The sequence below is a fragment of the Pseudomonas sp. Sample_10 genome, assembly GCF_004321495.1.
Classification (GTDB): domain Bacteria; phylum Pseudomonadota; class Gammaproteobacteria; order Pseudomonadales; family Pseudomonadaceae; genus Aquipseudomonas.
Genome location: NZ_RCOE01000216.1, coordinates 20,283 through 42,080 on the forward strand (window position 1 = coordinate 20,283; position 21,798 = coordinate 42,080).

Genomic DNA, 21,798 nt, shown 5'->3' on the forward strand with positions numbered 1-21,798 from the left:
CCAACGCCCGGGGCTTTGAGCCCTGTCGGCGCGGCGAGCATTTTCGGCGGGGGCCGGAACGTCTTGTCGCGCCACTACTCCCCGGTGAGCAATTGTTCGTCGTCTGGCGCTGTGGCGGCCGAGGAACTTCGTCGGCGATCAGCTAGCACCCAACTACCGTCGTACAACTGCAGCGGGAAACTTTCGGTCCTGCTCTGGCGTCGTTCGACGAATCCTTCGGAGCCGCTCGTACCTGCTCTGGGTTCTCGCCCCCTGCCTAGAAGATCCAGCACTGCCCGGGCCAATTCCGCCAACGGAAAGGGTTTGAACAGGATGTGGCTGACTCCCAGTTGCCGGGCCCGTTCGCAAACTTCTGCGGTGGGGTGCCCTGTGATCAGCACAAAATGACACTTCCTGTTATGGCGGACGGCATCGAGCACCTGAAAGCCTTCCATATCGGGCAAGCGGTAATCGAACACCATCACATCGGGTGCAAAATCGTCAGCTTCAGCGATTCCATGTGCACCGTCGTGAGCAATCCGGACGTCCAACGCCTGCGCCTGCAGGTAACCCTGGAGGTTTTCAGCAAGAAGTTGTTCGTCGTCAACAACCAGTACTTTGTTTAACAAGGTGGACTCCTTGAAACCGCAGGTCCGAATACCGAGCCTGATGGAGTGCGCGCCTTGATAGGTCTAACGCACACTTCATGCCAGGCTGAGCGCCGGTAATTTTATGTATTCATGTCCTTGAATTTAAAAGCAATGCCTGTTCGTCCACATACCCCACCCCCCAAAAGCGGGGAAAAGCGAACGCAGGTGCATTGATGCTTTTCCCCACTGTTGGGGAATGCTCAATCGTCGTCAATCCGTTCGATTCGATTGCTGGAACGCAGCTGTGCCAGCACCTGCAGACGAGCCTGAACCTGTTTCTGTCGGGCAAGGTAAGCCCGAACCATGTCAAGTCCTTGCTCTTGTGTGACATCGGCTGCCTCCATTCGGTTCTGTACATAAATCAGATGCCATCCCACCGCCGTTCGCACCGGCTCGCTGACGGCGCCCGGCGCCAGGGCAAACGCTGCCGCGTCGAACTCCGGCAGCATGCGACCGCGTGCAAAGTAGCCCAGATCACCGCCATCGCTGGCCGAAGCGTCTTGCGAACCGGTCCGGGCGACGCTGGCGAAATCTTCACCCTGAGCGACACGCGTACGCATTGCCTCCAAGCGTAGTCTCGCAGATGAAACAGTGGAAGCATCCGCACCCTGAGGCACTTTGATCAGGATATGCCTGGCCTGCACTTGTTCAGGTCGGTTCATTTCGGCGCGATGCTCGGCAAAAAACGCTTGCACCTCCTTCTCGTCCGGTTCGCTGACTTTGGTCAGATCAGCAAACATCTGCTGGGCCGCCAGCTCGCGGCGGGTGTATTCGATGTAGGTCGCCTCATTGAAACCGGCGTCCTCCAGGCGTCGGGCGAACACCTCGGCACCGCCGAAGGCCTGACGCGTCTGGTCGACCTGATGTTGCACCGCGGCGTCGCTGATCACTACGCCGCGCTTGACGGCTTCCTGCCAGAGCAGTTCCTTGTCGATCAAGGCATCCAGGGCGGCCTTGCGCAATTGCTTGTAGGCCTTCGGATTGCGGATGCTGCCCAGCGCACGGCCCTGATCTTCCAGGTATTCGGCGAAATAACGCTCCAGGCGCAACTGGGAAATTTCCTCGCCATTGACCCGTGCCACGGCCGGACCATTGCTGCAAAACGCAGCGGGAACCCATAACGTCAACAGGACCAACAAAGTCTTGAGTTTCATGTTCGGCCTCCGGTCAGGGCATGGCGGCGATGGGTTTGTACGGTGCAACCAGATAAAAGCGCTGGTCGGGCAGATCCACGGTGACGATATGGGCGCCGCTCAGGCCCAGGCGGCGACCCGGTCCAAAGCTGATCAGCGGGGTCAGGCCGGTATCGAAGTCATGCAAGCCTTCCAGGGCGCTGACCAGTTTCTCGCGGCTGGCATCGCGCCCGGCCTGCTTCATGCCTTCGCTGAGCAACAGCATCGAGCTGAAGGCGCCGACCTGCATGACCGCGTGTTCACCACCGAGCTTCTGCCGTTCGCGCAACTGGGTCAGAGCCAAACGGCCGGCAATCGTCCAGTCGCTGGGCACGAATGGATAGGCCAGGAATACCCGCCGGGAAAAACCGCTGGGCACTTGCAACAAGTCACCCGCGACCTGGTTCGACGCGGCGAACAGGTAAGGCACCTGCCCCGCTGTTTGCAGGCGCTCGGCCAGCCGGCTGAAACCGCCGCTGCTGCCCAGGTAAAACACCGAACGTGAGCCCAGGGGCAACTCGTCCTGGGCCGATTCGTAGGGTTGCAGGCGCACTTTCTGCCAGGCGTTGTCTTGCAGGTATTGCGCGAGTTTTTCCGCTGCCAGACGCTGACCGGGTTCGTCCGGATAGGCGATCAGCGTCGGGCCTTGCAGCACCCGCAAACTGGCGGCGGCATAGTTGGCCAGGGCGATCATCTGTTCACGCAGCCCCGGCAGAGGCTCGAAGATTTGCCGGCTGATCTGGGCCGAGCCTTGCAAAGACAGTGGTCCGATCAGCGGCACACCGGCCTGTTCCAGGCGCGGCACCAGCTCACTGTCCAGCGCTGGCACCAGCGGTGCAATCAGCGCGAAGACCTGTTCCTGCTCGATCAATTGGTCCAGCGCCTGCTCGGCACTGGCACGGTCCGGTCCTGGATCGAGAATGGTCAGGCGTAACTGTCGGCCGTGGATCCCGCCGGCTTCGTTGATCCGCGCGACACTGCCGCGCAGCACCGCCGCCACTGTGGCACCCTCCTCGCTCAAGGCTCCGGTGCTGGGCAGCAAGGTGCCAAGATGCAGACTGTCCGGGCTCAGTCCCGGATCACGATCATCGGCCAGGCGCTTGAGGTACGCCGTGAGGTTGCGTTGGTCATTCATCGACAGCACGAACCGCGGCATCGCCGGGTCCAGCCGATTATTGCCCGGGTCTCGCCCTTCCTGGATCGCCCGGGTCAATGTCCCTTCGGTATACGCCGGGTAAGCGCGGCCGTTGACCTGCTGCTGGCCATAAGTACTGGTCAGCCGCGACCAGCTGAGGTCCGGCGGCCGTACTCCGCCTTCAGGTCGCCCCAGTCCATCGCTGCCGTGGCAATTGGCGCACGGCAGGCTGCTGGCCGGCAACAACACGCCGGAAGCGCCGACCCTGGCCATGATCGGCTCACCGCTCGCCGACACACCCTCGCGGTACAAGCGCTTGCCCGCACTTTCACTCGGGGTCAGCGGCAACGCGTGGCCGGCGCAACTGAGGCCACTGAGGATGAACAGGCCGAGGATGAGGGCGTTTTTCATGGCGCAGGCTCAACGGCCAGCCACGGGCATTGTCAGCAACTGCAAACGCTGGGCAATGGCGGCGGCCGGGGCATCAGGACGGATTTTACTCCAGCGTTTGTTGGCCACATCGCCGACGATCAATTGGGTGGAGTGCTGCTCGGGGCTCGGTATGACCTGGCCGATGCGTCCCAGAACGAGGTCCATTTGCGCTTTGTCGCCGGTAAGAAAAAGCCAGTGGGGCCCATCGACGCCCTGCTTCAAGGTGTAAGCCTTGAGTACCGCCGGTGTATCGCGCAGCGGATCACTGGTAAGGGAGATGAAGGTAATGCCGTCCGCCTTGTCGCCCAGCACTTCGCGTACTTCCTTGAGCTTTTGGGTGATCAACGGGCAGGCATCGTTGCAACTGGTGAAAATCACATTGAGCAGCACCACGCGGTTTTGCAGGGCGTCGCTGTAGAACCGCAGTGTGTTGCCGTTCTGGTCCTGCAACGGCGTGTCGGTGAACCAGGTTTTTGCGTCCCTCGTGCCACTCGCCGGCGGCGCCGCGGCTGTCGCGCTTGCCGGTTCCGGTTGCTCATGCCCCTCATGGGAAAACGCCGGGATACTGCTCATGCAAAAGCAGGCGGTCAGGACCATCAAGACGAACGCTCTCATGGCTGGTGCTCCATGGCGATGGCGGTGTGTTTGGCATGGGCATTGCGCTCGCCGCTGAGTTTCTCGACTTCACGGCTCAACACTGCCGGATCGGTAAAGCCGTAATAGCGGGTCCAGTGGCGACTGTTGCCGTCACCCACCAGGATCAACGGCTGGTGATTCTTGAAGTCGCCGCTGAACGAGCCCAGGCCCTTGAGCGTGTCGTTGACTGATTGCGGTGAGCCGGTCAGCCAGCTCCAGCCGGGGCCCTTCTGGAACGTACGGGCGTAGTCGTTCAGGCGTTTGGCATCGTCACGTTGCGGGTCGATGCTGATCGATACCAGTTGCACCTCGGTGCCGACCCGCGCCCCAAGCTGTTTCTGCACCTTGCCCATGATCGAGGACACCACCGGGCAAACTGTGGTGCAGCTGGTGTAGATGAAACTCATGACCACGATCTTGTTGTCGACCAGGTCTTTTTCCAGGCGCACGGTCTTGCCGTTCTGGTCCACCAGCGCCACGTCGGCGAACTTGACCTGGGCGCGTTCCGAGCTGGCGCTTTTGGCCGCCATGTCGTGACCGGCGTGTTCATCGGCCGAGTGCGCCAGGGCCTGACCAATACCGACGGCCATCAGGCAGAGTGTCAGCAATCCATGTTGAGCTAATCGGTTCATGTCGATGTCCTCTCAATGAGCTTCGCCGGGGATCACCCGAACACTGGCAAATGTCTGGTCGCCGAAATTCGCCCCCAGCGACGCTGCACGCACGTGCAGGTACCACGCACCGTTGTGGTCGAGAGTCACCGGGGCTTCATAAACCCCGTTGCCGACATCCAGTGCCGCGACCGTCTCGGGCCGGGACGAAGGCGCCAGGAAATAGCGCACCTGCACGTCCTTTACCCCACTGCGAAGTGCCTTCTGCTTGCCTTCGACGATGCGAAAACGCACAACGTAGGGGCTACCCAGTGCGGCAGTGGTTTTGTCGAGCAGGAACTCCACCTTCGCGGCGCCCATTGATTGAGTGAGCGCCGGGTTGGCCTGCACGACGGTGTTGAAGCAATGGATGATGTTCGGCTGATTGAGCAGGAACGCCACGTCGAAGCGCCCTGCCGCTGGCAACTGGATCCGCGCGCTGTACAGCCCCGGCTCGACCTCGCGCAGGCTGCGGTCAATGACCATCGCCGCCCGCGCCACTTGCCCGCGGTTGGGGTAGCCGGACATCGGTGCGTTCATGCCTTCGGCGTAGAAGTACGTGGTGTTGTCGGTCGGGTTGACCACAAACACCGCGTTGTCGTCCCGCGACACCGCCAGGCTCGCCGCCAGTGGCAGGTCACCGGCCAGCCGTGGCGGCTGCGGTCCGGCTTCGAAACCCTGGGTGATCGGCTTGCGGCCTTCGCCCAGGGAGGCCAGGTTGATCATCGTCACCTTCGGCGAAGCCAGTCCGCGGACATAGGCGTAGGCCTTGGTGAACACCACTTGATAGGGCTCGGCGGATACATCCATTTCATGGATCAGCGCGTCGTTGGCCGCATCGATCACCGAGGCCTGGTTCTCCAGGGTGTTGAGCACGATGCCGAAACGGCCATCCGCGCTGAAACCCATCGGGCCGAGCCCCTGCTTCAGCTTGATCACCCGGCGCACCGACTGGCTGCTGGCATCGACCACGGTCACCGTGCCGTCCTTGCCATCGGCGACATAGGCTGCGCCGGACAGCGGCGAATACACCACCGACAACGGGTGCGAGCCGGTCTTGAGCTGTTTGATGATGCTCAGGCTGGCGATGTCGATAATGCTGACGGTGCCGTCGTCGCGGTTGGTGACGAACGCAAAGCGACTGTCCTTGCTGAAGGCGATTTCATGATGGCCGCCACCGGTGGGCAAATGCTTGAGGGTCTTGAGGCTGCGGGTATCGATCACCGTGACCCCGGATTGCTCCGCATCCTTGGCATTGTTGCCGACCCACAGCAGGCGCTCGTCCGGTTGCAGGGCCACGCGCACCGGGTTGCTGCCGGCCGCGACTGAGTCGACCACTTTGAATCGTTCGCTGTCGATCACTGCGACTTCACTGGCGGCCGGCATCGAGACAAACACCCGCTTGTTGTCCCGGGGGGTGACCCAGTCCATCGGCGGTTGCTTGATATCAATGCGGGCCATGGTACTGGTGATGCCGCCCACCGACACCGACGGATCGACCACCGAAACGCTGGCGTCGCGGTTCATCACCAACAGGAAGTAGCTGTTGAGGTCGAGCAGTGGTCGCGCGCCGATGTTCGACTTGAGGAACACACCGACCCGGGCCTTGCAGCTCTGATCGCGGCCCTGGGCCTTGTCGGCGGCCACGGCTTCCGGGTCCAGCCAGGCACCGGGGGCGACGCCCGAAAGCGGTTGGCCGGAAGCCTTGTCGGTCACGCGAAATTGCACGTCGGCGAACTCACCCTCACGCAATACGCCATCATCGGCCAGCGGCCGTACCTGCAAGGCCACCGAGACGCCGTCTCGCTCAAGCGTCTGGCCGGTCCAGGTATCGGGCAGCGCCACTTCGCTGAGCAGGGTCGGTGGCGTCGTGCGCGATACCCCGAACCAGATCAATGCCCCTGCGACAGCGAGCGCACAACTGGCCAACATGATGGTCCTGCTCATGACAAACTCCCCTTCAGATCCTTGTCTGCCTATCCAGCCTACCTACCCTTGTGGCGAGGGAGCTTGCTCCCGCCGGGCTGCGCAGCGGCCCCAAAACGTTTGCAGTCAATGCAGATTTTGTGAGTGCTTTGCACTCAAGCGGGAGCAAGCTCCCTCGCCACAGGTTGTCATTTCTTGCTCCCTCTCTCGCTCACGGCGCAGGCGCCGGCTCCGGCTCGTTGGTTACCCGCAACAACCCCCACAACCCGGACGTGTTGCCATAGGCACCGTAGTCGCGGAACAGGTAGTCACCCGGTATCGCGTTGACGCCACCGGCACTCGGCAACATGAAGCTGAAGTGAGCAGCCGGCAGCACACTTTCCCGAGCGCCGATGTACATCGACATCGGGTTGTAGCCGAACTTCACCGACCCCACGCCTGGAGTGCCCATTGGATAGCCACCGGTATCGCTCTTCTCCGACAGGAACGGGTTGGTCGACCAGACGTGACCGTCAAGCTGGAACGTCGTGCCGCGACTGCCGCCGGTAGGCATCAGGATGTGCGTACGGAACGGCTGCCCCGGCTTGGCGTACAGCACCGGCGTTTGCGGATCACCGCCCACCAGCGCATTGCTGTACGCCATGTGCGCATTCACCATGTCGCCGTAGCCCGCACCATCGGCATGCCCGAACGGTGCATCCGGGGCCAGGCCGAAGCGGTACCACATCGGTTCGGTCTTGTAGTTGATGGCCATGCTGGAGTTGTCCTGCGGATCGGTCGGTACGCCGAACCCTTCTGCAGCAATCCCCTCCACCGGCCGACCGTTGGCCCAGCGAGTGTTCAAGGCTTTCTGCCAGACCATCGCAAAGTCACGATAGGTGGTTTGCCCTGGCGCAGTAACCGTCGCATTCACTTTGCGCGTGTCGTCAACCCAGGTGGCACCCATCGGCAGGATGCTCATCGCAGCGGCCAAGCCTTTTTGCGACTGCTTGATCACATCCGCCGGGGTGAAATTCAACCCGCCGAACTCCACCGCCGTGGCGTTGATGTTGTCGACATTGCGCCCCAGTTGAGTGATCGGTTTGCCTTCACGCTCCAGGTGCCCGGCGTAGTACTGATAGGTACGGGTCGGGTAGGCACCGCTGCTGCCGACACGCGGCGGCACGGTCTGGGTCGGGTTGGCGCCGACGTTGGTGCCATCGGATTTGGTGATGTCGTACGCCAGCAACTGCGCGTGCAGACCCACGTGGCTCGACGGCCGCATCAGGTTGTTGCTGAAGGTGGTCGAACCGGTGCCGCTGTTGCGATCCCGTTTGACCATACCTTGCATCACGGCGGTCTGGGTCAGGTCCGGCATGACGCTTGGCAGACGGTTTTCCAGGGTGATGTTGATGCAGTCACCGGCCGCTGCGCGCAGCACAAGGGGTTCGACAGGCACACCGGGTTTGAGCTTGCCAGTGGTTGGGTCGAGGTCAGCCTTGCGCACGTAAAGGATCGCGGTCGGGTCATGCAGCGGCCCACTTTGCCCGCCGATGGTGATGGTTTCACCATCTTCGGGGTCGACCACGGTGACTTGAGGAATGCTCACCGGCCGCGAGTTGAACACCAGGGTGCCGCCCGCCGGATTCAACGGCCCGCCGACATGTTGGCCGAGCCCCGCCGGATCACCGATGGTCAAGCCCAACGGATTGGTGAGAATGTCGTTGGCCAGCGCCGCAACCACTTCATAGTTGCGTTGCGGGGTTGGCCGAGTGCCAATGCCATTGGGGTTGGCGCCATAGCGTGGGCAGATGCCCTCGAACGCCACGGTGTTGCGCATGCCGGTCGGTTTCGCATTGTTCGGCAACGGGAACAGATCGCTGCGTTGCGCCGTGTAGTTGCGCATGACACCCCAGATGCCGCTCCAGTAGCCTTCGATCGACGCATCCATCGAGTACAGGTAGTCACCCGTGGTCGCCGCCGAACTGGACAGCATCGATACCGGCGCAATGAAGCCCATTTGCTCGGAGATGCCGATCATCTGCGACGCGCGCCAGCCGGAGTTGGAGCTGGTGCCGAAACCGGAGCCGCTCTGCAACCACTTCACGCCGTGCAGGGTGACGTTGTGCTCCTCTTCGTGACCGCCGGCATGCACCCGCAGCCGCACGTTGTCGCCGGTGTAGGTCCGCAGCATCGGGGTGAACGGATCGCCAGGCTCGGCACCGCCCTTGTTGATGTGCGGCGGGAACAGCGTGGTGCCGCCCGTCGGGCCGGTGGCTGCGGTGATCAGGTTCGGTGCCAGGTTCATCGCCGGGATCGCACGGTCGGTACGGCTTTGCATGGCGTACGCCAGGTCGCCGCCGAGGCCGTCGGCCTGCATGCCGCGCTTGCCGTCCGGGCCGACCTTGTTCGGGTCGTACACCCGCAGGGCCAGCGGTTCGTTGCGGTAATTGACCACGAACATGCCCGGGTCATCCACCGAGATCGCTTGTGGGCATGGCCGGCTCGGGCAGCCAGGCACCATTCCACCCTGCACTTCGATAATGCCGTCCAGCAAGGTGCTGGCGTTGTTACGCACGGGCGGGTTGATCGCATAGCGGAAGCTGTCGGCGGTGGCCGGGAAGCTTTGCGCATCCGGTTTACCGTCCGGCCCGGCGCCCACGTACACACCGGCTTCATAGGCGTGCTGGAAGTCGCTGTACTCGAGGAAGAACTCACGGAAGCTGTCGTTCTTGCCGTCGCCGTCCAGGTCGCCGGTAGAGATTACCGCTTGCCATGATGTCGGCCCGCCGTCCTGCCGCGCACCGCTGTACAACGGCTCGCCGGTTTCGGCATGGAACCAGGTCGAGCCTGCCGGTTCAGCGAGCACGGTGGCGTACAGGCCAATCTGCTGGTGCGTCGATGGGCCGAGGTGGTCGTGGGTGAAGATGGTGCCAAGGCCACGGTCCACGCCCTTGGCGTTGACCACGGGGTCGACAAACCAGCGTTGCATGGCCGTCCGCGCTCCCACCCAGTCGGCCCGGCCGAATTGGCCGAAGAACGGGTGGTTCTTGGCTTTCGGACACGCCGGGGTGCCGTCACGCGGATCGGTGCCTTCGCACTGGTTGAACTCACGGATGGCGAGGATGCGCTCTTGAACGGCGCCGGGGGAAAGTACGCCGTCCTCGTAGTTCCAGCCGTTGGCCGAGCCGTCTGCGGCGGTCAGGTCCCACTTGGGCAAGTGAATGTGCTGGCCGATCACGTCGGTCGGCGTGCGCACTTGATAATCGTCCATCTCGTAGACAGCCGGCACCAGGTTGGTTTGCTGGTACTGCACGCAGTCGAAGGTGTTCATGCGCATCACCAGAGGCTCTGGCGGACGCTGCTTGGTGATCACCGGCCAGGCGTCTTCCCACAGCGCCAGGATGCGCGCTTGCGGGAAGTGATAGCCGACCTTGTTGTACACGGCGTCGAACTGGATGTTCGCCGCTTTGTAGACCCGAGGACGATCGGCAGTAAACGTCGAGGCGCCGATGAAGGACATGCCGTCGAGGCGCTCGCCACTGGCGAACTCACCGGTGCCGGCGCTGCTGGTCAGGCGTTTTTGCCGGTCATCCATGCAGGGTTCGTAGTACGGCGCGCCGGCCACCGGCAAAGCGCCGTTGGTGCGGAAATTACGCGCCACGATCTGGTTGCCCGGCAGCAAGGCGTAGCTTGGGTGGTCTTTTTTCGCATGGAAGGCCATGGCTGCCTGTTCGACTTCCGTGCCCTCTTCTGGCAAGTACAGCGGTTTGGCACGTTTGACTTCCTTGGAGAAATCCAGGGATGTAGTCACGGTCTCAGCCTCGCCGCCAGCGGAAAAACCGTCCAGCGAATGACGTCCCAGGCCACCGTCCCAGCCACCGGACTGATTAGGGTCGAGGTTGGCCCACAAGGCATTGCCCGAAGACTTCAGGCTCTGTGCCGTGGCGGCGTCGAGCATGTCCAGCGGCGGAGTCGGCGGGCGTTGGCCGACCGAGCTTTCCATGCCGCCGATCCAGAACGGATAGCCAGGATTTTTCAGGGTGCCATCAGGGTTGCGGTTGGCTTCGCTGCGATCGACCAGGGCCAGCGAACCGATGGCTTGCGCGCCGTCGCTACCGCCGTGCTCGCCGTCGTCGCCTTCTACTTCATCGTCATCATCGTTGGCGGCCACCAGGGTTTCGCCGATTTTCGGCACAACCGCGACTTTGCCAGGCATCGGCGCCATGGCTTTGCCGGGCAGTGGCACCACGGCCGGGATTGGCGTGCCGGCAACAATTTCACCATCGGGCAAGGCCCGTGCACCTGCCGCAGGTTTGCCGCTGCGCAGGGCGTAGGGTTCGCTGTGGAAACCATCGGCGCCCTGTTGCGACACTTCGAGTTTGGTGCCTTCTTCAAACACATCATGCACACGCCACATGGCCCACATGCCCTGGGCAAAGTGCGGGTAGAAGTGGCAGTGATAAATCGCATCGCCTGCGACCCGGTTACGGTTGCCCGAACCGCCGTTGGCGATCTCATAGGTGTAGCCGGCACCTGGGCCGATGCCCTGGGCATCCACGTAGTCCGAGTTGTCGTCATTGGGGTTGAACAGCCACTGATGCCCGTGCAGGTGGAAAATGTGCTGCTCGTGGCCATTGTGGGTGTTGCGGAATTTGACGAAGTCACCGATGTAGCTGTGGTTGACGTTGGATGGCTCGGACGGGTACAGCGCCATGGTGGCCTTGACCCCGATCTGATCGGCGTTCGGTGTTTGACCGGGGGTGATGCCTTCCAGGCCGGCGTTGGCCGGTACGTCCACCAGCATGGCCACGTCGCCCACGGTGTGGGAACTGAGGAAGAATTCTTCATAGGCACAGGACAGGCAATCATGCATCGGCCCGACACCCAGACGGTTCGCCACGACTTCAGCCCCCATGCCACCGGAACCATAGTTGATCATGAACGAATCGCGGGTCGGCTCCAGCACGTGGGCCATCACCGGGTCGGCCCAGTAAGCGGGAAAGGCCTGGGTCGCGGCGGTTTCATCCTGGAATTGCGAGGCAAAATCGCGGAACGGCTCCAGGCGGTTGGGGATCGCCGGGTTGCGCTTGCCAACGGCTTCCAGCGCATAGGTCGAGGGCGGGAAACTGCCATCGGCGTTGCTGCCCATCACGATCGCGTCGCTCTCGCTGGAAATGATTTCATTACCGTCGACCATATTGATGATCGGTGTGCCGGCCTTGCCTTCACGGATCCATGGCTCGCGCTGCGGGTAGCGCGCCTGGTAGTCGACGATCGGCTGGCCGGTCGGGGTGCGCCCGGTACTGGCCAGGCGCATCTCTTCTTCAGTCACGGTATTGCGATAGGTGCGACCGCCCTTGGGTACCACGACCACTTGACCGAACAGACCATTGGCGACGTTGCCGGCCGCGCCTTCACCACCGAAGGTCGCGCCACGGCTACTGGCCGCGAACACCCCCTCACGCTCGGCGTACAAGGTATAGGAGCGGGTAGCGCCGGGCGCGATCAGGGTGTTGGCGTTGCGCCCGGTGAAAGAGGCGATGTCATCAATGCTGTTGACCGCCTGCATGCCATTGACCTGAAAGCCCACATGGCGGTCGGCGACCTGTTCGTCGACTTTGAATTGATCGGTGTTGCCAGGATTCCCGCTGCCCTCTTCTTCCTCGCCCTCGCCACTTTCGTGAGAACCGGGGTTGGCCTGATAGGCCAGCAGGTTTTGCAGATTGATGGTCAGGCAGTCACCGGCGGCGACCCGCAATACCAGCGGACGCGGGCGTTTGTCAGGCCGCAGTGACACCTTGCCCGGCACCGCCGCGCCGCCCTGGGCCAATGAAACGTCATGGTCATCGACCACATCGCGACGCAGGGCGAACATCATGCCATTGACGTTTTGCGCACCCAGGCGGTTGAACATCAGGGGCTGGTCCAGCGCCACGACGTTGGCCACCAGGTTACGTTCACAGCGCGCAGCCGCTTCGGCAAACTCGATGCCCAGCATCGAAGCGAGCAACAGCAACCAGGGAATTATGTGTGGAACGCGGTAAATGCCGGACATGATCTCGGGCCTCACTGTGGGTGCTCACAGGGAATAGTTCTCGACAAATCCCCTTCAGCAATCTGCATGCCATAAAAAATTCTTTTGTTTTTCAGTCCCTTGCGTTTGTCACTTGATCCAACGGGGGAAATCACCCAGTTATTCCCCACTTTTTCGCCGGGGCCACCATGCCCCAATGTCGGGGAAAACCGTCCCGGGGGTTTCGCTCATAGCGGCGCATCCGCTGCCAGCCCCTGCAAACGCCGGTACTGGCGCAAGACACTGGGCACATAACGTTGGGTTTCGGCGAACGGCGGGATCACCCCGCCACGGCTGAGCACCGCTTGCGGGCCGGCGTTGTAGGCCGCGACGGCAAGGGCGATGTCGTTGTCGAACAGCGTCATCAGGCGTTTGAGATAGCGGGCGCCGCCCTGGATGTTGGCCTTGGGGTCATAGACATCCTTGACCCCCATTTCCCGGGCCGTGTCGGGCATCAACTGCATCAGCCCACCGGCGCCCTTGGGCGATACGGCGCTGGCGTTGTAGCTGGACTCGGTCTGGATCACCGCGTGCAACAGCGCCGCCGGCAGCTGGTTGTCCGTGGCCGCCGCCGCCACCAGTTCGGCATAGGGGCGGGCGGCGATCATTTGCGGTTGCTGATCGAGGCTGACAACGGCCGCCTCGGCTTCACGAATCACCCGTTCATACTGGCGCCCGGGGCGGTGGACGTTGGACAGGACAAAGTTGCCCTTGGCGTCCACGGAGACGAATACATCAGCCTGTACGGTGCCGGTCAGCAGCAACAAACCGAGCATTGCTGTGGTGAGATTCTTCATGGTTCTGTCTCCCCTGCCCGGCCCCGAAAAATGGGGGTAATGCCCCAATGGCCGGACGTTTATCAGCCATACGCAAGCACTGTGCCGAAAGCGCGAGAGGCCGTATTACGGGGGTTGCAGAAGGAAGGCAGACCTCGGGCAGACCTTTGCATGGCAATTGCATAAGCCCATGTTGCGACCCTTCTGCCGACTGTGTGAGGTCATCATGAAACAGTGTTCGCGTGTCTCTGCCCCGCGTGCTCAACGCGGGTTCACATTGCTTGAACTGTTGGTGGTGCTGGTGGTGCTTGGGCTCCTGGCCGGCATCGTCGCGCCGAAGTATTTCGCTCAACTGGGGCGTTCCGAAGTGAAAGTCGCCAAGGCGCAAATAGAAGGCCTGGGCAAAGCCCTTGATCTTTATCGCCTGGAGGTCGGCCACTACCCTTCGACCGAACAGGGCTTGCAGGCACTCGTCAGCGCGCCCAGCGATGAAACCCGCTGGACCGGCCCGTACTTGCAGAAAAAGTTGCCGCAGGACCCTTGGGGCCGTAACTACACCTACCGCTATCCCGGCGAAAATGGCGAGTACGACCTGTTGTCGATGGGCAAGGATGGCCAGCCCGGCGGCGAAGGCGAAAACGCCGAAGTCACCAGTTGGCAATGACGGACATGGCGACCATGCGCTTTCACCTCAAAGCAGTGGGCAAGGCCGGTGTGGTCACGATGACCGTGGAAGCGCCGGGGCACAGCGAAGCGCGACGCATCGCCGAAGACCAGGGCCTGCGGGTGGTCAGCCTGCGCGCCGAGCGCCATTGGCGGGCCTTGCGCCTCAAGCAGCGCGAAACCTTTAACCTGGTGTTGTTCAGCCAGGAACTGACCACGCTGCTCAATGCCGGCCTGCCGCTGATCGACGCGCTGGAAAGCCTGGCGGAAAAAGAGTCCGCGCCACAGGCCCGTAAAACCCTGAGCGAGTTGGTGCGCCTGCTTTACGAAGGCAAATCGTTCTCTCAGGCATTGGGCCAGTTGTCGGCGGTTTTCCCGCCACTGTATGTGGCGCTGGTTCAGTCCAGCGAGAAAACCGGTGCCGTGGGCGAAGCCCTGGGCCGCTATGTCAGTTATCGGCAACGCATGGACGAGGTTCGCCAAAAGATCATCAGTGCGTCGATCTACCCCCTGCTGTTGTTGGTGGTGGGCGGCGGCGTGGTGTTGTTCCTGATGGGTTATGTGGTGCCGCGCTTCAGCCTGGTGTTCGAAGGGCTGGGCTCAAACCTGCCTTGGTTGTCACAGATCCTCATGAGCAGCGGCATGTTCCTGCACGCACATCAGGGCGAATTCTTTGGTACTTTCATGGCCTTCATCGTCGCCCTCGCCCTGCTCCAGCGCCAGCCGTCCTTTCGCCGAGGGCTGGATCGCCTGATCGAAAAGCTCCCGGCGGTACATCAGCGCATCTTCATGTATGAGTTGGCCCGTTTCTACCGCTCGCTGGGCATTCTGCTACAGGGCGGCATTCCCCTCGTCACCGCCATGGGCATGGTCCGCAATCTGCTGACTCCCGCCTCCCGCGTACGCCTGGACCAGGCCTGCGAGCGAGTGCGCGAAGGGCAATCATTGTCGGCGGCGCTGGAACTGAACCACCTGGTAACGCCGGTGTCCCTGCGTTTGCTGCGTGCCGGGGAACAATCCGGCAACCTCGGCCAGATGATGGAGCGCAGTGCCGACTTCTACGACGAAGAAATCAGCCGCTGGATCGAGTGGTTCGTGCGGCTGTTCGAGCCGTTGCTCATGACGTTCATCGGTTTGTTGATCGGGGTGATCGTGATTTTGATGTACATCCCGATTTTCGAGTTGGCCTCGAGCATTCACTGACCCCTCTGGAACGGGCCTGTAGGCCCGTTCCCTGGTTTGTCGACGGAGTGACTGAATAAATCGCCGCACTGGCGTGTTCCCCTTCTGAATATGGCAGCACGTTGCAATGTTCATCCACGCTCCAATCTGAACAAGAAGACGGAGAACGACATGCACATCAACAAGCTTTTACTGGCAGTAGCTATTGGCGCGGTTTTGTCGGCGTCTACCGTACTGATCCCGGACAGCTTTTCCGGGGTATCAAGCGCTCAGGCAAGAGATGGTGGTAGTGGCGGCGGTCACAGCGGCGGCTCAAGCGGCAGTGGTCATGGTGGAGACAGCGCCGGTAGCGGTCACAGCGGTAGCCACGGCTCGGGACACTCCGGCAGCACGGCTTCGAACTCAGGGCGCAGCGGCACCCATTCCGAACCAGGTGACGATCACGGCGTCCATCGTTCGGGCGATGACAATGGCGTTCACCGTTCTGGTGATGACAATGGTGTACACCGCTCAGGTGACGACAACGGCGTGCATCGCTCGGGTGATGACAATGGCGTTCATCGTTCAGGCGAGATCGGCGATGACCGCGGTATTCGTCGGGCCGGGGAAGTGGGCGATGATCGCGGCCTGCATGCGGCCGGTGAGCCCGGAGATGACAAACGCATGAACTGACTTGCACTGAACCTTGTAGGAGCGAAGCTTGCTCGCGATTGCGGTGGTCCACTCAACGGTGATGTTGATTGACACATCGTTATCGCGAGCAAGCTTTGCTCCTACAGGGGATCACGTGAATCTTCAGTATCCAGCCGCTCGCGCAGAAACCCGATCAACGCCTGCACCGGCCGCGACGCCTGGCGATGCTGTGGATACACCGCCGATAGCGTCAGTGGCTGCGGTCGAAACTCATCGAGCACCGGCACCAGCCTGCCATCCTGCAGCGCCGAACCGACGATGAATGCAGGCAAATAGGTAATCCCCATCCCGGCAATCGCCGCGTCCCTGAGCAACTCTCCGTTATTGACCCGCATCCGCCCGGTGACATTGACGGCCAGTGGCCTGCCCTGTCCGTTGAATCGCCATTGCACCTGTCGGCCGTGGCCATAGGGCAGGCAATCATGGTTGAGCAAATCTTCAGGTTTGACCGGTGTGCCGCGCTCGGCCAAATAGGCCGGACTGGCGCAATACACCCGCTCGATCGAAGCGATGCGTCGGGCAATGAGCGTCGAATCTTCCAGCGTACCGATGCGCAATGCCAGGTCGTAGCCTTCACCGAGCAGATCAACCGGCCGGTCGCTTAAATCCATTTCTACGGTAACGTCACGATAGCGCTGCAAAAACTCCGGCAGCAGCCAGCCCAGATGCGCCAAGGCGAACGACAGCGGAGCGCTGACGCGGACAGTGCCGCGCGGCTCGGTGGTTTGCCCGGCAATGCCCTGCTCCACTTGCTCGACTTCGGCGAGCAGGCGAAGGGCAGATTCGTAGTAGCTCTGGCCCAGAGGTGTGACGTCCAGGCGCCGGGTCGAGCGATTGAGCAGACGCACGCCAAGGCGTTCTTCGAGCTGCATCAAACGGCGGCTGACGAATTGCTTGGACAGGCCCAACTGATCGGCCGCCGCGGTGAAACTGCCAGAATCCATGACCTGGCAAAAAATACGCATGTCTTCGAACGGGTTCATTGTCACGCCTTGGTTGACGGTCCGGTACTTTATACCAAGGTCAGTCTGCCAACGGCTTTTCTGTAGGAGCGAGCCTGCTCGCTCCTACAGGGTTTTGCTTACTTGGCGGTAAACGTGGTGTAGCTGTTGATCAGGTTGCGGTAGTTCGGGATGCGTTCGGAAAGCAGGTTGGCCAGGCCTTCCATGTCGTTGCGCCAGTCGCCCTGCAGTTCGCAGGCCACGGAGAACCAGTTCAGCAGCTGTGCACCGGCCGCCGACATGCGCGCCCAGGCGGCTTGTTGCACGGTGGTGTTGAAGGTGCCGGAAGCATCGGTCACCACGAACACGTCAAAGCCTTCGGCCAGTGCGGACAGCGTCGGGAACGCCACGCACACGTCGGTCACCACACCGGCAATGATCAGTTGCTTGCGCCCGGTAGCCTTCACTGCCTTGACGAAGTCTTCGTTGTCCCAGGCGTTGATCTGGCCTGGGCGCGCAATGAACGGCGCGTCAGGGAACTGCGCCTTGAGCTCCGGCACGATCGGGCCGTTCGGGCCGCTGTCGAAACTGGTGGTGAGGATGGTCGGCAAGTTGAAGAATTTGGCGATGTCACCCAGGGCCAGTACGTTGTTCTTGAACTCATTAGGCGAAAAATCCTGCACCAGCGAGATCAGACCTGTCTGGTGATCGACCAACAGCACAACGGCATCGTCTTTATTCAGGCGTTTGTAGGGAACGTTGCTCATGGGTAACTCCTCGGTGGATGAATGTCTTTTGGGTGTTCGTCAGAAAGCAAAACACGAGCAGCCGAAGGCGCCCCAGAAACCGGCAAAGTCGCTGACCGGCGCATTCGACAGGCGCGCCCGTTCATGGCTGTGGGAATGCACCGCACACGGACCGCTGCACTGATGAACCTGCGCTTGCAGGGGTGAGGCCGGCCGCCAATGGCCCGGCACCTTCACCACCGGCGACCAATCCGGCAGCACCGGCACACTGGCCGGGCCAAGTTTTTCGAAGTCGCCGGCGGCGTACACCACTTTGCCGCCGACCACGGTCAGCACCGACTCGATCCATTTGATCGCTTCTTCGTCGACACTGAAAAAGTCCGCGCTCAACGCCGCGATATCGGCCAGCTGTCCGACCTTGATCTGGCCCTTCTTGCCCTGCTCGGACGAGAACCAGGCGCTGCCATGGGTGAACAGTTCCAGCGCAGTCTGGCGCGACAGGCCTTCGGCATGCAGCGCCATACCGCCGACGGTGCGTGCGCTGACCATCCAGTACAACGAGGTCCATGGATTGTAGCTCGACACGCGCGTGGCATCGGTGCCCGCGCCTACCGGCACACCTTCAGCGAGCATGCGTTTGATCGGCGGGGTGGCTTCGGCCGCTTTGGCCCCATAACGCTCGACAAAATACTCACCCTGGAACGCCATGCGATCCTGAATCGCAATGCCGCCGCCCAGCGCCCTCACCCGCTCGATGTTCTGCGGGGTAATGGTTTCGGCGTGATCGAAAAACCAGGGCAGGCCATTGAACGGAATGTCGCGGTTGACCTTCTCGAACACATCGAGCATGCGACTGATGGATTCGTTGTAGGTGGCATGCAGACGGAACGGCCAGCGCTGTTCGACGAGGTGGCGCACCACCGGCTCCAGCTCGTCCTCCATGCTCTGCGGCAGGTCCGGGCGCGGTTCGAGAAAGTCTTCGAAGTCTGCCGCCGAGAACACCAGCATTTCCCCGGCGCCGTTGTGACGCAGGAAGTCATCGCCCTGGTGCAATTTGACGCTACCGGTCCAGTTCTGGAAGTCGGCCAGCTCTTCTTTGGGTTTCTGGGTAAACAGGTTGTAGGCGATGCGCACGGTCAGTTGCTCATCCTTGGCCAACTGTTCGATCACCTGATAATCGTCGGGATAATTCTGGAAACCACCGCCGGCGTCGATGGCACTGGTCAGGCCCAGACGATTGAGTTCGCGCATGAACTGCCGCGTCGAGTTGACCTGATACTCCAGCGGCAACTTCGGCCCCTTGGCCAGGGTCGAGTAGAGAATCATCGCGTTGGGACGTGCCACCAGCATGCCGGTGGGGTTGCCGTTAGCGTCGCGAACGATTTCGCCGCCCGGCGGGTTCGGCGTGTCGCGGGTGTACCCGGCTACCCGCAGCGCGGCCCGGTTGAGCAAGGCCCGATCATACAAATGCAGGACGAACACCGGTGTGTCCGGCGCGGCCTGATTGATTTCATCAAGGGTCGGCATGCGTTTTTCGGCAAACTGAAACTCGTTCCAGCCACCCACCACGCGCACCCACTGCGGTGTTGGTGTGCGATCGGCTTGCTCCTTGAGCATGCGCAAGGCGTCGGCCAGCGAGGGCACACCTTCCCAGCGCAATTCAAGGTTGTAGTTCAGGCCCCCGCGGATCAAGTGCAAGTGCGAGTCATTGAGACCGGGAATCACGCAACGGCCCTTGAGGTCGATCACTTGCGTGACCGGACCGCGTAACGCCATGGCCTGGGCATCGCTGCCGACCGCTACAAAGCGACCGTCACTGATCGCAACCGCACTGGCGTGCGGATTCTCGCGGTCGACCGTATGAAATTGGCCATTGAACAGAATCAGATCGGCGTTCATCGCAGTTCCTTAAGGCAATTTGGCAGGGGACTGGCCGGCTTCCAGCCAGGGCGCAAACAGGCGCGTGGCGAGCGGCATGAAGACGTACACCACTGACAGCACGATGGTCAGGGTGATCAGGAACGTGGCGACCACGTAATTGGAAAGAAAAGCGTTGAGCTGCAGCAACGGCCCCCAAAGCAGCGGTACCAACAGCGTGTGCGGCAGGATCACCAGCAGCGTGACCACCGCCTGCTTCCAGCGCGGTGCAGGCGAGCCGGTTTCAGTCTGCGGGGTAAACCAGAACTCGTTGACCGGGTTGACCTCGGTCTGGTCGCCATCAGCGAGCATCGGCGCAGCTTCGTCGACCAGCGCCTGGCGCTGCGGCGAATCGAGCCAGCGCTGCATCGCCTCAGTGGAGCAAAAGCGCAGCACGCAGGTGTACGTGTCGAGACCCGCGCTTTTGCCACGCACCACATCCACCCCCAGGTGCCCCACGCTTTGCCCGGCAACCTTGACGATGTTGCGCAGCCAGGCTTCATACGGCACTTCGGAACCGGCCTTGATCCGATGCTTGACGATCAACGTGACAACTTCATCGAACCCAGGTGTCTGTGTGCTCCGGGACTGGATTTCAGACATGACGAAGGTCTCCGACGTAACAATGTTGAAAGGACTTCAATGTTGCCGATGACGGGAAGGAAAAAATTGCATGTACGTGCTTTTTTTTAAAACGTGCCGCCCGGACTCAGGGCTTGTGCAACAAATAGGTATCCATGATCCAGCCATTGGCCTGTCGGGCCGCCTTGCGGACCCGCTCAATCTCATCCGCGACGTCCCTGAGCTTGCCGCTGATCAGGATTTCATCGGGTGTCCCCAGGTAGGCCCCCCAATAAATCTGCGTGTCCTGATCCGCTACCTGTTGGTAGGCGTCCTGGGCATCGAGCATCACCACCAGGCTATCGGCGTCGCTCACCTGCCCCGCGGCCAGTCGCCGGCCAGTGGTGATTTCAACCGGACGACCGATCTGATTGAGCGTCACTTTGTGCTGCGCCGCCAGCGCCTGAACGCTGGTGATGCCGGGAATCACCTCGTATTCGAAAGCGCAGGTGCCTGCCGCGAGAATGGCCTGCAGGATTCGCAGGGTGCTGTCGTAAAGTGCCGGGTCACCCCATACCAGGAACCCGCCGCACTGGCCGTCCGTCATTTGCTCATTGATCAGGCGCTCGAAGGTACGCTGCTTGACCAGGTTCAGCTCATTGACGCTGCAAGTGTAGTCAACATCGCCACGCTCGCGTTCCGCAACCGGCGCTTCGACAAAGCGGTAATCGCGATGGCTGATGTAACGCTCACAAATGTCGCGGCGCAGGTCGATCAGTTTGTCTTTGCTCCGGCCCTTGTCCATGAGGAAAAACACATCGACCCGATTCAGCGCCTTGACCGCTTGCACGGTGATGTAATCAGGGTTGCCGGCACCGATGCCGATGACCATTATCTTTTTCATCAAGACACCCCTTCAGGATCAGTGCCCGGCAGCCGCAAGCGCCAGCAACCATTGAACCGCAACTCGATGGACGACAGCGGCTCGACATCGATCAGGTTGTAGGCCGGGCTCTGCAGGACGTGACTCAGCGCGGCACGAATGACAAACGGATGGGTAACGGCGATGAAATGCCCTGGTGTTGCTTGCAGCGTCGTCAGCCACTCAGCGGTGCGCCTACAGACCTGGGCCACCGACTCACCACCATGCGGGGCCGCATGCGGGTCGGCAATCCAGCCCTGCAATAATTCAGGTTCGGATGTTTGCACGTCATTGATGCTTGCACCGCACCAGCGCCCGAAATCGCAATCTCTCAGGGCTGCGACCACCTCCATCGTACTGCCGAACAATTCGGCGGTTTGTCGGGTGCGCAACTCCGGCCCGCATAACAGCTTCGGCGCACCCTTGAATTGAGAACTGCGCGAAGCCCGCGCCGATTGCCAATCCATCTCCAGCGGCTCGTTTGTAGGAAACCGCGCAAGTTTTTGTGCGACAGTTCGTGCATGGCACATCAGGGTCAAACGAGTCGCCTTCACGCGGGGTTTCTCTGTCGGGTGGGAAGGATAAACGGCGTTTAATCGCCAGCCAGAGGCAATTGTGCCGTAAGAGTCGGCATCGGGGTTGTTTCCTTTGACTTGAAATGGGTAATGGCCGGATGCCTTTCATGCTACAGGATCAGCCATCTCTGACTGCTCTTTGGGCGTTTGCCTACAAGCCTGATCGACTTACCTGAAGCCCCGATGC

The 21,798-nt window shown here is 61.5% G+C and carries 17 protein-coding genes; 3 read left to right on the forward strand and 14 right to left on the reverse strand.

Annotated features, from left to right (window positions below; all coding sequences use genetic code 11):
* Positions 1 to 74: 74 nt before the first annotated feature.
* From D8U18_RS20915 to D8U18_RS20950, 8 genes are all read right to left on the reverse strand, one after another.
* The gene (locus D8U18_RS20915; protein ID WP_131108332.1) at positions 75 to 608 is read right to left on the reverse strand and encodes a response regulator; all 534 of its coding nucleotides are present in this window, start codon (positions 606 to 608) and stop codon (positions 75 to 77) included.
* Positions 609 to 829: 221 nt separating this feature from the next.
* Positions 830 to 1,783, reverse strand: coding sequence for a peptidylprolyl isomerase (locus D8U18_RS20920; RefSeq protein WP_131108333.1), 954 nt, complete (start codon positions 1,781 to 1,783; stop codon positions 830 to 832).
* A gap of 13 nt (positions 1,784 to 1,796) precedes the next feature.
* Complete coding sequence (locus D8U18_RS20925) at positions 1,797 to 3,347, reverse strand: ABC transporter substrate-binding protein (RefSeq protein WP_131108334.1); 1,551 nt, start codon at positions 3,345 to 3,347, stop codon at positions 1,797 to 1,799.
* Between the two features lie 9 nt (positions 3,348 to 3,356).
* Positions 3,357 to 3,983, reverse strand: a complete 627-nt coding sequence (locus tag D8U18_RS20930; protein WP_056854546.1) for an SCO family protein — start codon at positions 3,981 to 3,983, stop codon at positions 3,357 to 3,359.
* A complete protein-coding gene (locus tag D8U18_RS20935; RefSeq protein ID WP_056854547.1) occupies positions 3,980 to 4,636 on the reverse strand; it encodes an SCO family protein in 657 nt (218 codons plus the stop codon). The genes D8U18_RS20930 and D8U18_RS20935 overlap by 4 nt, the downstream gene beginning before the upstream one ends.
* Before the next feature lie 12 nt (positions 4,637 to 4,648).
* A complete protein-coding gene (locus D8U18_RS20940; protein ID WP_131108335.1) occupies positions 4,649 to 6,601 on the reverse strand; it encodes a cytochrome D1 domain-containing protein in 1,953 nt (650 codons plus the stop codon).
* A 190-nt stretch (positions 6,602 to 6,791) separates the two neighbouring features.
* A complete protein-coding gene (gene mnxG, locus D8U18_RS20945; protein WP_131108336.1) occupies positions 6,792 to 12,617 on the reverse strand; it encodes a manganese-oxidizing multicopper oxidase MnxG in 5,826 nt (1,941 codons plus the stop codon).
* A gap of 206 nt (positions 12,618 to 12,823) precedes the next feature.
* The gene (locus tag D8U18_RS20950; RefSeq protein WP_056854550.1) at positions 12,824 to 13,432 is read right to left on the reverse strand and encodes a lytic transglycosylase domain-containing protein; all 609 of its coding nucleotides are present in this window, start codon (positions 13,430 to 13,432) and stop codon (positions 12,824 to 12,826) included.
* Positions 13,433 to 13,637: 205 nt separating this feature from the next.
* Between D8U18_RS20950 and gspG the strand changes: the two genes are divergently transcribed.
* From gspG to D8U18_RS20965, 3 genes are all read left to right on the forward strand, one after another.
* The gene (gspG, locus tag D8U18_RS20955; protein WP_056854551.1) at positions 13,638 to 14,075 is read left to right on the forward strand and encodes a type II secretion system major pseudopilin GspG; all 438 of its coding nucleotides are present in this window, start codon (positions 13,638 to 13,640) and stop codon (positions 14,073 to 14,075) included.
* A 14-nt stretch (positions 14,076 to 14,089) separates the two neighbouring features.
* Complete coding sequence (locus tag D8U18_RS20960; RefSeq protein WP_130906320.1) at positions 14,090 to 15,277, forward strand: type II secretion system F family protein; 1,188 nt, start codon at positions 14,090 to 14,092, stop codon at positions 15,275 to 15,277.
* Between the two features lie 150 nt (positions 15,278 to 15,427).
* A complete protein-coding gene (locus tag D8U18_RS20965; RefSeq protein ID WP_131108337.1) occupies positions 15,428 to 15,928 on the forward strand; it encodes a hypothetical protein in 501 nt (166 codons plus the stop codon).
* A 101-nt stretch (positions 15,929 to 16,029) separates the two neighbouring features.
* Here D8U18_RS20965 and D8U18_RS20970 read toward each other — a convergent pair whose 3' ends face one another.
* From D8U18_RS20970 to D8U18_RS20995, 6 genes are all read right to left on the reverse strand, one after another.
* Positions 16,030 to 16,932: a LysR family transcriptional regulator gene (locus D8U18_RS20970; protein ID WP_130906319.1), complete on the reverse strand. Its 903-nt coding sequence runs from the start codon at positions 16,930 to 16,932 to the stop codon at positions 16,030 to 16,032.
* A 98-nt stretch (positions 16,933 to 17,030) separates the two neighbouring features.
* Positions 17,031 to 17,657: an isochorismate family cysteine hydrolase YcaC gene (ycaC, locus tag D8U18_RS20975; protein WP_056854554.1), complete on the reverse strand. Its 627-nt coding sequence runs from the start codon at positions 17,655 to 17,657 to the stop codon at positions 17,031 to 17,033.
* 39 nt (positions 17,658 to 17,696) lie between these two features.
* On the reverse strand, positions 17,697 to 19,535 hold the full coding sequence (locus tag D8U18_RS20980; protein ID WP_131108338.1) for an amidohydrolase: 1,839 nt from the start codon (positions 19,533 to 19,535) through the stop codon (positions 17,697 to 17,699).
* A gap of 9 nt (positions 19,536 to 19,544) precedes the next feature.
* Positions 19,545 to 20,156: an antibiotic biosynthesis monooxygenase gene (locus D8U18_RS20985; RefSeq protein ID WP_056854556.1), complete on the reverse strand. Its 612-nt coding sequence runs from the start codon at positions 20,154 to 20,156 to the stop codon at positions 19,545 to 19,547.
* A 106-nt stretch (positions 20,157 to 20,262) separates the two neighbouring features.
* Positions 20,263 to 21,018, reverse strand: a complete 756-nt coding sequence (gene cobF, locus D8U18_RS20990; RefSeq protein ID WP_130930699.1) for a precorrin-6A synthase (deacetylating) — start codon at positions 21,016 to 21,018, stop codon at positions 20,263 to 20,265.
* Entirely contained in the window at positions 21,018 to 21,590 is a 573-nt protein-coding gene (locus tag D8U18_RS20995) for a histidine phosphatase family protein (protein ID WP_131108339.1), read from the reverse strand. Before D8U18_RS20995 ends, cobF begins: the two co-directional genes overlap by 1 nt.
* Positions 21,591 to 21,798 lie beyond the last annotated feature (208 nt).

Coding starts and splice junctions, on each gene's coding strand:
- D8U18_RS20920 (WP_131108333.1), bottom strand. CDS start 1,783: ATGAAACTCAAGACTTTGTTGGTCCTGTTGACGTTATGGGTTCCCGCT.
- D8U18_RS20925 (WP_131108334.1), bottom strand. CDS start 3,347: ATGAAAAACGCCCTCATCCTCGGCCTGTTCATCCTCAGTGGCCTCAGT.
- D8U18_RS20930 (WP_056854546.1), bottom strand. CDS start 3,983: ATGAGAGCGTTCGTCTTGATGGTCCTGACCGCCTGCTTTTGCATGAGC.
- D8U18_RS20935 (WP_056854547.1), bottom strand. CDS start 4,636: ATGAACCGATTAGCTCAACATGGATTGCTGACACTCTGCCTGATGGCC.
- D8U18_RS20940 (WP_131108335.1), bottom strand. CDS start 6,601: ATGAGCAGGACCATCATGTTGGCCAGTTGTGCGCTCGCTGTCGCAGGG.
- mnxG (WP_131108336.1), bottom strand. CDS start 12,617: ATGTCCGGCATTTACCGCGTTCCACACATAATTCCCTGGTTGCTGTTG.
- D8U18_RS20950 (WP_056854550.1), bottom strand. CDS start 13,432: ATGAAGAATCTCACCACAGCAATGCTCGGTTTGTTGCTGCTGACCGGC.
- gspG (WP_056854551.1), top strand. CDS start 13,638: ATGAAACAGTGTTCGCGTGTCTCTGCCCCGCGTGCTCAACGCGGGTTC.
- D8U18_RS20960 (WP_130906320.1), top strand. CDS start 14,090: ATGCGCTTTCACCTCAAAGCAGTGGGCAAGGCCGGTGTGGTCACGATG.
- D8U18_RS20965 (WP_131108337.1), top strand. CDS start 15,428: ATGCACATCAACAAGCTTTTACTGGCAGTAGCTATTGGCGCGGTTTTG.
- D8U18_RS20970 (WP_130906319.1), bottom strand. CDS start 16,932: ATGAACCCGTTCGAAGACATGCGTATTTTTTGCCAGGTCATGGATTCT.
- ycaC (WP_056854554.1), bottom strand. CDS start 17,657: ATGAGCAACGTTCCCTACAAACGCCTGAATAAAGACGATGCCGTTGTG.
- D8U18_RS20980 (WP_131108338.1), bottom strand. CDS start 19,535: ATGAACGCCGATCTGATTCTGTTCAATGGCCAATTTCATACGGTCGAC.
- D8U18_RS20985 (WP_056854556.1), bottom strand. CDS start 20,156: ATGTCTGAAATCCAGTCCCGGAGCACACAGACACCTGGGTTCGATGAA.
- cobF (WP_130930699.1), bottom strand. CDS start 21,018: ATGAAAAAGATAATGGTCATCGGCATCGGTGCCGGCAACCCTGATTAC.